Below are 3,918 nucleotides of genomic sequence, written 5' to 3'. Positions count from 1 at the left end.
ACCCTAGCGCTTGGCGATGCGCTGGCCGTGGCTCTGATGGAATTGCGCGGTTTCAAACCCGAGGATTTCAGTGTTTTTCATCCCGGCGGAAAACTGGGGGCGCAGATGATGACGGCGCGTCAGGTTATGCACAGCGGCGAAGCGATGCCATTGGTTGATGCGGAGGCCGATATGAAGCAAGTCTTGCTGACCATGACATCAAAAGGCTTCGGCATTGCAGCGCTGGTCCGTGACGGTATTCTTGTCGGGGTGCTGACCGATGGCGACATTCGCCGCAACATTGATCATCTGATGCAAAGCAGCCCCGTAGGGATTGCCAATCCTGACCCTATCACCATCCCGCCGGATTGTCTTTTGCCCAAAGCCCTTGCCATCGCGAATGAGCGCAAGGTGACGGCTCTGCTGGTCGTCGATGACGCGCGCCGCCCCTTGGGCGTGGTGCATATGCATGATATTCTTCGAACAGGTGTGATGTGAAAACCATTATCTTCATTCCCGCCCGCTATGCTTCCACGCGCTATCCGGGTAAGCCTTTGGCCGAGTTGCGCCAGCCGGATGGTCGGGTGAAAACCCTGATCCTGATGAGTTGGGAAGCCGCCATGCAGATCAAAGGCGTTGATGCGGTCTATGTGGCGACCGATGACGAGCGTATAGCATCGGCAGCGCGCGGCTTTGGCGCGGATGTGGTGATGACATCGGAGATGTGCGAAAACGGCACCGCGCGCTGTGCGGACGCGCTTGACCGGCTGGGGACCACCCCGGATCTGGTGGTGAATTTCCAGGGCGATGCGCCGCTGACCCCGCCGTGGTTTGTCGAAGACCTGATCGCCGCAATGCAGGCTGAACCCAGCGTTGGCATGGCGACGCCGGTTTTGCGCTGTGACCGCCAGACCTATGAGAATTTCATGCAAGACCGCCGCAATGGCCGCGTTGGCGGCACGACAGCGGTGTTTGATCGCAACATGCGCGCGCTTTATTTCTCCAAAGAGGTGCTGCCCTATATTGATCCGGGCAAGCTGCCCGATCCCATTCCGGTGTTTCATCACGTCGGCGTCTATGCCTACCGGCCCGATGCCTTGCGCGCCTATACCAACAGCCCGATCTGTGCGCTGGAACTGCTGGAAGGGTTGGAACAGCTCCGCTTTTTGCACAATGGCACCCGGGTCCGCTGTGTCGAGGTGGACGCGCGCGGGCGGCTGTTCTGGGAATTGAACAATCCGAATGATGTCGCCCGTATCGAAGCGGCGCTGGAGGCAAAATGATCGAGACGAAAACCCTGACCGTGGGCGATATCCGTATCGGGGGCTTTGAACCCTTTGCCCTGATCACCGGCCCCTGCCAGTTGGAAAGCCTGGATCATGCAAGGATGATGGCGACCCGCATCGCGCAAGCCTGCGCACCCACTGGCACGCGCTTCATCTTCAAGGCCAGCTATGACAAGGCCAACCGTTCCTCCATCGGCACCCAGCGCGGTTTGGGGATGGCAGAGGGGCTGGCCATTCTGGCCCAGATCAAGGCGGAGTTTGGCTGCCCGATCCTGACCGATGTGCATGATGCCGGCCAATGCGAACCCGCGGCCGAAGTGGTGGATGTGATCCAGATCCCAGCCTTCCTGTGCCGTCAGACCGATCTGCTGCTGGCCGCAGGCAAAACGGGCCGCACCATCAATGTCAAGAAGGGGCAATTTCTGGCCCCCTGGGACATGGGCAATGTCGCCGAAAAGATCGCCTCGACCGGGAACACCAACATCATGCTCTGTGATCGCGGCACCTCCTTTGGCTATAACACGCTTGTTAGCGATTTCCGGGGTTTGCCGACCATGGCGCGCACCGGCTATCCGGTGGTGTTCGATGCCACCCATTCGGTGCAGCAACCCGGCGGTCAGGGCAGCACCTCGGGCGGTCAGCGCGAATTTGCCCCGGTACTGGCACGGGCGGCTGTGGCGGTTGGCGTTTCCGCCTTGTTCATTGAAACCCATGAAGACCCCGACAGCGCCCCCTCCGACGGCCCGAACATGATCCCAGTGGATCAGATGGAAGCCCTGATTGGCCAATTGCGGGCGCTGGATGATCTGACGAAATCACAAGAAAACTTGTTTTGAGAACGGTCAATCTGACACCGCAAACCATCTTGTGAGCCCTGCGCATGCTTGGGTGCAGGTATGTCGTTTCTGCTTCGACAGCGCATGGAGGTATCGAAGTGGCGCACATGATTCGCAAGAACCAACGGACGCCCGGACCCTGTCTGCCTGAGCGATTCACAGCGCTTGCACGCTCAGACAGCCGCCATGCGCCATGATCTTGCGAGTGGTGCATTCATCATTTTGCTCCGCGGCCTGAATATGTATGGCTTGGGTCAAACAGTCACTGACCTGATGGAACAGGGTGGCCGGTTTTCAGGCCGCCGTGCCGATATTCTCCCAACCGCTCAACGCTGAATTGGCTGGGGAATAAATGCGCTCCATCGCCGATCATATGAAGGCCGCGCGCTTTCCCGCTTACAAATATCTCTCGGGCTTCGATTTTGCGACCAGCGAGATCGACGAGGCAGCTCAATCCTGCGCCAAGCGCATCTAGCCTTCACAAAGTGGTGAGACACCGAAGCGTGAATCGCATTATCTCTATTCGTCCTTGAAACTTTGGGAAGTTGGAAATCAATTCCACGTGCAGATTTGAGAGAATGGATGCTCAACACTATTCATACCTCCCGATGGTCGCTGATACTGCGGTGTATGTTGCCGGGCAATCCGCAGCGCCAGCCAAGGATATCCGGTGCCAAGTTCAGGGCAATGACGTCGGCGGGTCAAATGACAGTGATGCTTGTCAGGAAACTTTCATCGGAGAACCAATCTGTGAACATTGCGCGAATACCTACCAGCATGGCCAATTTCGCAAGCGCCGGAGACGCCCCCGGCAAGGTTGCGTCAAAATGACCGCTGTTCAGCCGTTAGAGAATTCTGTGCCGCAGGGCGGTGACCTCGTATACCGGCATCGGTTGTCCACGCGGATCTGGCATTGGATCAACGTCGTGGTGCTGTTCACCCTGCTGATGAGCGGATTGATGATCTTCAACGCACATCCCCGACTCTATTGGGGGGAATACGGCGCCAATACCGACCCGGCATGGTTTGAGATCGGCAGCCGGGATGGCGAGGGTTACACGCGCATCGGCACTATCGAAATGAACACCGCTGGGATTCTCGGCTCTCAAACCGCAGGTGATGGCCGTACCAGTAATCTCGCCTTTCCGGGCTGGGCGACACTTCCGACGGGATACAATTTGGGACTTGCGCGACGCTGGCACCTGACCTTTGCCTGGGCGTTCTCCCTGAGCTTGATCCTGTACATGGTCTGGAGTTTCGTGAACGGCCACTTCCGGCGTGATCTGCTGCCTAAGACGACTGAAATCACCCCGCAGCATATCTGGTCCGATATAAAGAGCCATGCGCGCCTGCGGTTTCCGCGCGGGGCGGCTGCGCTGAACTATAACATCCTGCAAAAGACCAGCTATATCGGCGTCATCTTTGTCCTGATTCCGGCTATGATCCTGACGGGCCTGACCATGTCGCCGTCGATGGATGCTACCTGGCCCTGGCTTCTGGACCTTTTTGGGGGGCGGCAATCGGCGCGATCCATCCATTTTATTACCGCGACGCTGCTGGTGCTGTTCATCCTCGTGCATCTGATCATGGTACTGCTTGCTGGACCGTTCAATGAGGTACGCTCAATGATTACCGGTCGTTTTCGTTTACCCAGGGAGAAGCGCTGATGCCTGACCTTATCACTCGGCGCAAACTGTTGACAGGCGTGACACTGGCCACCCCTGCGATCCTGATCGGCTGTGACCGTCTTGGCGCGGCCCCCAGCTTTCGCGAGACAGTCCTGCGCACAGGTGAATGGCTGTCGTATCGGGTGCAGC

The 3,918-nt window shown here is 58.1% G+C and carries 5 protein-coding genes; all 5 read left to right on the top strand.

Features of this window, described 5'->3' with window-relative positions; all coding sequences use genetic code 11:
• A partial coding sequence (locus L0H65_RS16000) for a CBS domain-containing protein (protein ID WP_301460122.1) occupies positions 1 to 477 on the top strand: 477 nt, incomplete at its 5' end.
• Positions 474 to 1,262 (top strand): 3-deoxy-manno-octulosonate cytidylyltransferase, encoded by a 789-nt coding sequence (locus L0H65_RS15995; protein WP_301460120.1) that lies wholly within the window; start codon positions 474 to 476, stop codon positions 1,260 to 1,262. The genes L0H65_RS16000 and L0H65_RS15995, both read left to right, overlap by 4 nt.
• Entirely contained in the window at positions 1,259 to 2,101 is an 843-nt protein-coding gene (kdsA, locus tag L0H65_RS15990) for a 3-deoxy-8-phosphooctulonate synthase (RefSeq protein ID WP_301460118.1), read from the top strand. The genes L0H65_RS15995 and kdsA overlap by 4 nt, the downstream gene beginning before the upstream one ends.
• Before the next feature lie 352 nt (positions 2,102 to 2,453).
• Positions 2,454 to 2,576: a hypothetical protein gene (locus tag L0H65_RS15985; protein WP_301460116.1), complete on the top strand. Its 123-nt coding sequence runs from the start codon at positions 2,454 to 2,456 to the stop codon at positions 2,574 to 2,576.
• A gap of 70 nt (positions 2,577 to 2,646) precedes the next feature.
• Positions 2,647 to 3,768 (top strand): cytochrome b/b6 domain-containing protein, encoded by a 1,122-nt coding sequence (locus tag L0H65_RS15980; RefSeq protein ID WP_301460114.1) that lies wholly within the window; start codon positions 2,647 to 2,649, stop codon positions 3,766 to 3,768.
• The last annotated feature ends 150 nt before the right edge of the window (positions 3,769 to 3,918 follow it).

This window comes from Pseudorhodobacter sp. (assembly GCF_030452865.1).
Classification (GTDB): domain Bacteria; phylum Pseudomonadota; class Alphaproteobacteria; order Rhodobacterales; family Rhodobacteraceae; genus Pseudorhodobacter.
The sequence above is the reverse complement of the archived record's forward strand: the minus strand, read 5'-3'. Positions and strand labels throughout refer to the sequence as shown.